The organism is Acinetobacter sp. 2JN-4, assembly GCF_003687745.1.
In the GTDB taxonomy this organism is placed as follows: Bacteria; Pseudomonadota; Gammaproteobacteria; order Pseudomonadales; family Moraxellaceae; genus Acinetobacter; species Acinetobacter halotolerans.
In genome coordinates this window covers 1-5,514 of sequence record NZ_RDNY01000018.1, presented here as the reverse complement: position 1 = coordinate 5,514, position 5,514 = coordinate 1, and the positions used below count along the sequence as shown (strand labels likewise).

General features: G+C 48.6%; 2 tRNA genes and 3 rRNA genes. All 5 read left to right on the top strand.

The features are described 5' to 3' along the window. Positions 1-116 precede the first annotated feature (116 nt). Positions 117-1,654: ribosomal RNA gene (locus EAH57_RS15755) — 16S ribosomal RNA — on the top strand. 61 nt (positions 1,655-1,715) lie between these two features. Then, positions 1,716-1,792: transfer RNA gene (locus tag EAH57_RS15750), tRNA-Ile, on the top strand. A gap of 55 nt (positions 1,793-1,847) precedes the next feature. Further along, positions 1,848-1,923, top strand: a tRNA-Ala gene (locus tag EAH57_RS15745). A 378-nt stretch (positions 1,924-2,301) separates the two neighbouring features. Then, positions 2,302-5,195, top strand: a 23S ribosomal RNA gene (locus EAH57_RS15740). Between the two features lie 197 nt (positions 5,196-5,392). Next, positions 5,393-5,507 (top strand): 5S ribosomal RNA (gene rrf, locus EAH57_RS15735). Together the 16S, 23S and 5S rRNA genes with 2 tRNA genes alongside form the textbook arrangement of a ribosomal RNA operon. Positions 5,508-5,514: the final 7 nt, after the last annotated feature.

Here is a 5,514-nt window from a genome sequence, read left to right as displayed (position 1 = left end):
GATCGAAATTATTTTCATTGATTAGATGGTAGAAATTACTCGAAGTTTATTTGAGAAATATTTGTCAGAAAATTGATGAGCCAAGATTGGTACCCTTTAAAGGTACTACTGATTTTAAACTGAAGAGTTTGATCATGGCTCAGATTGAACGCTGGCGGCAGGCTTAACACATGCAAGTCGAGCGGGGAAGAGTAGCTTGCTACTTTACCTAGCGGCGGACGGGTGAGTAATGCTTAGGAATCTGCCTATTAGTGGGGGACAACATTCCGAAAGGGATGCTAATACCGCATACGTCCTACGGGAGAAAGCAGGGGACCTTCGGGCCTTGCGCTAATAGATGAGCCTAAGTCGGATTAGCTAGTTGGTGGGGTAAAGGCCTACCAAGGCGACGATCTGTAGCGGGTCTGAGAGGATGATCCGCCACACTGGGACTGAGACACGGCCCAGACTCCTACGGGAGGCAGCAGTGGGGAATATTGGACAATGGGGGGAACCCTGATCCAGCCATGCCGCGTGTGTGAAGAAGGCCTTATGGTTGTAAAGCACTTTAAGCGAGGAGGAGGCTACCTAGATTAATACTCTAGGATAGTGGACGTTACTCGCAGAATAAGCACCGGCTAACTCTGTGCCAGCAGCCGCGGTAATACAGAGGGTGCGAGCGTTAATCGGATTTACTGGGCGTAAAGCGTGCGTAGGTGGCTAATTAAGTCAAATGTGAAATCCCCGAGCTTAACTTGGGAATTGCATTCGATACTGGTTAGCTAGAGTATGGGAGAGGATGGTAGAATTCCAGGTGTAGCGGTGAAATGCGTAGAGATCTGGAGGAATACCGATGGCGAAGGCAGCCATCTGGCCTAATACTGACACTGAGGTACGAAAGCATGGGGAGCAAACAGGATTAGATACCCTGGTAGTCCATGCCGTAAACGATGTCTACTAGCCGTTGGGGTCTTTGAGACTTTAGTGGCGCAGCTAACGCGATAAGTAGACCGCCTGGGGAGTACGGTCGCAAGACTAAAACTCAAATGAATTGACGGGGGCCCGCACAAGCGGTGGAGCATGTGGTTTAATTCGATGCAACGCGAAGAACCTTACCTGGCCTTGACATAGTAGAAACTTTCCAGAGATGGATTGGTGCCTTCGGGAATCTACATACAGGTGCTGCATGGCTGTCGTCAGCTCGTGTCGTGAGATGTTGGGTTAAGTCCCGCAACGAGCGCAACCCTTTTCCTTATTTGCCAGCGGGTAATGCCGGGAACTTTAAGGATACTGCCAGTGACAAACTGGAGGAAGGCGGGGACGACGTCAAGTCATCATGGCCCTTACGGCCAGGGCTACACACGTGCTACAATGGTCGGTACAAAGGGTTGCTACCTAGCGATAGGATGCTAATCTCAAAAAGCCGATCGTAGTCCGGATTGGAGTCTGCAACTCGACTCCATGAAGTCGGAATCGCTAGTAATCGCGGATCAGAATGCCGCGGTGAATACGTTCCCGGGCCTTGTACACACCGCCCGTCACACCATGGGAGTTTGTTGCACCAGAAGTAGCTAGCCTAACTGCAAAGAGGGCGGTTACCACGGTGTGGCCGATGACTGGGGTGAAGTCGTAACAAGGTAGCCGTAGGGGAACCTGCGGCTGGATCACCTCCTTAACGAAAGATTGATGGCCGGTAAGAATCCACAACAAGTTGTTCTTCTTGAAGATATATCTGAGGGTCTGTAGCTCAGTTGGTTAGAGCACACGCTTGATAAGCGTGGGGTCACAAGTTCAAGTCTTGTCAGACCCACCAAATCTGATCGCTAAAGCTAAAAGATTTAAAGATATAGAATTCACAATGATAAGCTGGGGACTTAGCTTAGTTGGTAGAGCGCCTGCTTTGCACGCAGGAGGTCAGGAGTTCGACTCTCCTAGTCTCCACCACGTATTTAATATTAAATACGTAGCCTGAGCTAAAGATTACAGAATTTAGTGAGTTGAGATATAAACTTATTAAGTTCTGTGATTTATCACAGTTTAATGTAGCTGACGAGGTTACATTAATTCATTAACAGATTAGTAGAATTGAGTCTGAAATAAATTGTTCAAAACTCGATTAATATGATTTTAACGGTAATACGTAAGTGTTGCAGTTAGATGAAAGATTAATGCGAGAACTAGCGATTAACTGAATCAAGCGTTTTGGTATATGAATTAGATTGAAGCTGTACAGTGATTAAGTTCACAGACAACAGATAGTAGCAATTAAGATTGCAACGATAACACTCACTTGTATGTGTTAACGACTGTTTGGGGTTGTATAGTCAAGTAATTAAGTGCATGTGGTGGATGCCTTGGCAGTCAGAGGCGATGAAAGACGTAATAGCCTGCGATAAGCTCCGGGGAGGCGGCAAATATCCTTTGATCCGGAGATTTCTGAATGGGGGAACCCACTTACCATAAGGTAGGTATTGCATACTGAATACATAGGTATGCAAGGCGAACGAGGGGAAGTGAAACATCTCAGTACCCTTAGGAAAAGAAATCAATTGAGATTCCCTTAGTAGCGGCGAGCGAACGGGGATCAGCCCATTAAGTTATGTGTGTTCTAGTGGAACGCTCTGGGAAGTGCGAACGTAGAGGGTGATATTCCCGTACACGAAAGGGCACACATAATGATGACGAGTAGGGCGAGGCACGTGAAACCTTGTCTGAATATGGGGGGACCATCCTCCAAGGCTAAATACTCCTGACTGACCGATAGTGAACCAGTACCGTGAGGGAAAGGCGAAAAGAACCCCTGTGAGGGGAGTGAAATAGATCCTGAAACCGCATGCATACAAGCAGTGGGAGCCAACTTGTTTGGTGACTGCGTACCTTTTGTATAATGGGTCAGCGACTTACATTCAGTAGCAAGGTTAACCGAATAGGGGAGCCGTAGAGAAATCGAGTCTTAATAGGGCGTTTAGTTGCTGGGTGTAGACCCGAAACCAGGCGATCTATCCATGAGCAGGTTGAAGGTTGGGTAACACTAACTGGAGGACCGAACCCACTGTCGTTGAAAAGCCAGGGGATGACTTGTGGATAGGGGTGAAAGGCTAATCAAGCCTGGTGATAGCTGGTTCTCCCCGAAAGCTATTTAGGTAGCGCCTCGGACGAATACCATTGGGGGTAGAGCACTGTTTCGGCTAGGGGGTCATCCCGACTTACCAAACCGATGCAAACTCCGAATACCAATGAGTACTATCCGGGAGACAGACTGCGGGTGCTAACGTCCGTAGTCAAGAGGAAAACAATCCAGACCGCCAGCTAAGGCCCCAAAATCATAGTTAAGTGGGAAACGATGTGGGAAGGCATAGACAGCTAGGAGGTTGGCTTAGAAGCAGCCACCCTTTAAAGAAAGCGTAATAGCTCACTAGTCGAGTCGGCCTGCGCGGAAGATGTAACGGGGCTAAAACTATGTGCCGAAGCTGCGGATGTAACTTTTAAGTTACGTGGTAGGGGAGCGTTCTGTAAGCCGATGAAGGTGTATTGAGAAGTATGCTGGAGGTATCAGAAGTGCGAATGCTGACGTGAGTAACGACAAAACGGGTGAAAAACCCGTTCGCTGAAAGACCAAGGGTTCCAGTCCAACGTTAATCGGGGCTGGGTGAGTCGACCCCTAAGGCGAGGCCGAGAGGCGTAGTCGATGGGAAATTGGTTAATATTCCAATACTTCTGTGTAATGCGATGAGAGGACGGAGAAGGTTAAGTCAGCCTGGCGTTGGTTGTCCAGGTGGAAGACAGTAGGCATGCATCTTAGGCAAATCCGGGGTGCTCTATGCTGAGAGTCGATAGCAAGCTGTACTTGTACAGTGAAGTGGCTGATACCATGCTTCCAGGAAAAGTCTCTAAGCTTCAGTTACACAGGAATCGTACCCTAAACCGACACAGGTGGTCAGGTCGAGTAGACCAAAGCGCTTGAGAGAACTCTGCTGAAGGAACTAGGCAAAATGGTACCGTAACTTCGGGAGAAGGTACGCTGCTGACGGTGATGGGACTTGCTCCCTGAGCTATTGGCAGCCACAGAAACCAGGCCGCTGCAACTGTTTATTAAAAACATAGCACTCTGCAAACACGAAAGTGGACGTATAGGGTGTGATGCCTGCCCGGTGCTGGAAGGTTAATTGATGGGGTTAGCGTAAGCGAAGCTCTTGATCGAAGCCCCAGTAAACGGCGGCCGTAACTATAACGGTCCTAAGGTAGCGAAATTCCTTGTCGGGTAAGTTCCGACCTGCACGAATGGCATAATGATGGCGGCGCTGTCTCCAGCAGAGGCTCAGTGAAATCGAATTCGCCGTGAAGATGCGGTGTACCCGCGGCTAGACGGAAAGACCCCGTGAACCTTTACTGCAGCTTGACATTGAACTTTGACCTTACTTGTGTAGGATAGGTGGGAGGCTTTGAAGTTAGAACGCTAGTTCTAATGGAGCCATCCTTGAAATACCACCCTGGTAATGTTGAGGTTCTAACTCTGCCCCGTAATCCGGGGCGAGGACCATGTCTGGTGGGTAGTTTGACTGGGGCGGTCTCCTCCTAAAGAGTAACGGAGGAGTACGAAGGTGCGCTCAGCGTGGTCGGAAATCACGCGTAGAGTATAAAGGCAAAAGCGCGCTTAACTGCGAGACCCACAAGTCGAGCAGGTACGAAAGTAGGTCTTAGTGATCCGGTGGTTCTGTATGGAAGGGCCATCGCTCAACGGATAAAAGGTACTCTGGGGATAACAGGCTGATACCGCCCAAGAGTTCATATCGACGGCGGTGTTTGGCACCTCGATGTCGGCTCATCTCATCCTGGGGCTGAAGCAGGTCCCAAGGGTATGGCTGTTCGCCATTTAAAGAGGTACGCGAGCTGGGTTTAGAACGTCGTGAGACAGTTCGGTCCCTATCTACCGTGGGCGCTGGAAATTTGAGAGGATCTGCTCCTAGTACGAGAGGACCAGAGTGGACGAACCTCTGGTGTACCGGTTGTCACGCCAGTGGCATCGCCGGGTAGCTATGTTCGGAAGGGATAACCGCTGAAAGCATCTAAGCGGGAAGCCTACCTCAAGATAAGATTTCCCTAGGACTTTATGTCCTCTAAAGAGCCGTTCGAGACTAGGACGTTGATAGGTTGGATGTGGAAGTACGGTGACGTATGAAGCTGACCAATACTAATTGCTCGTGAGGCTTGACTATACAACACCCAAGCAGTTGTATATATAGCTTAATCGATTCATAAAACATCATTTCATCTTGATTTAGTGAAATAGCTAGATATAATGAACACCGTAAAAACAGACTTAATATACTAATCCGTTAATAACTCTTTGGTTCGCAAGTAAGGCACTCGGTGAATACACCGTGATTAAGACCCCAAAGCACCACAACAGTTTGCTGGCGACAATAGCAAGAGTGAACCACCTGATCCCTTCCCGAACTCAGAAGTGAAACCTCTTCGCGCTGATGGTAGTGTGGCACTTGCCATGTGAGAGTAAGTCATCGCCAGCTTTTAAAT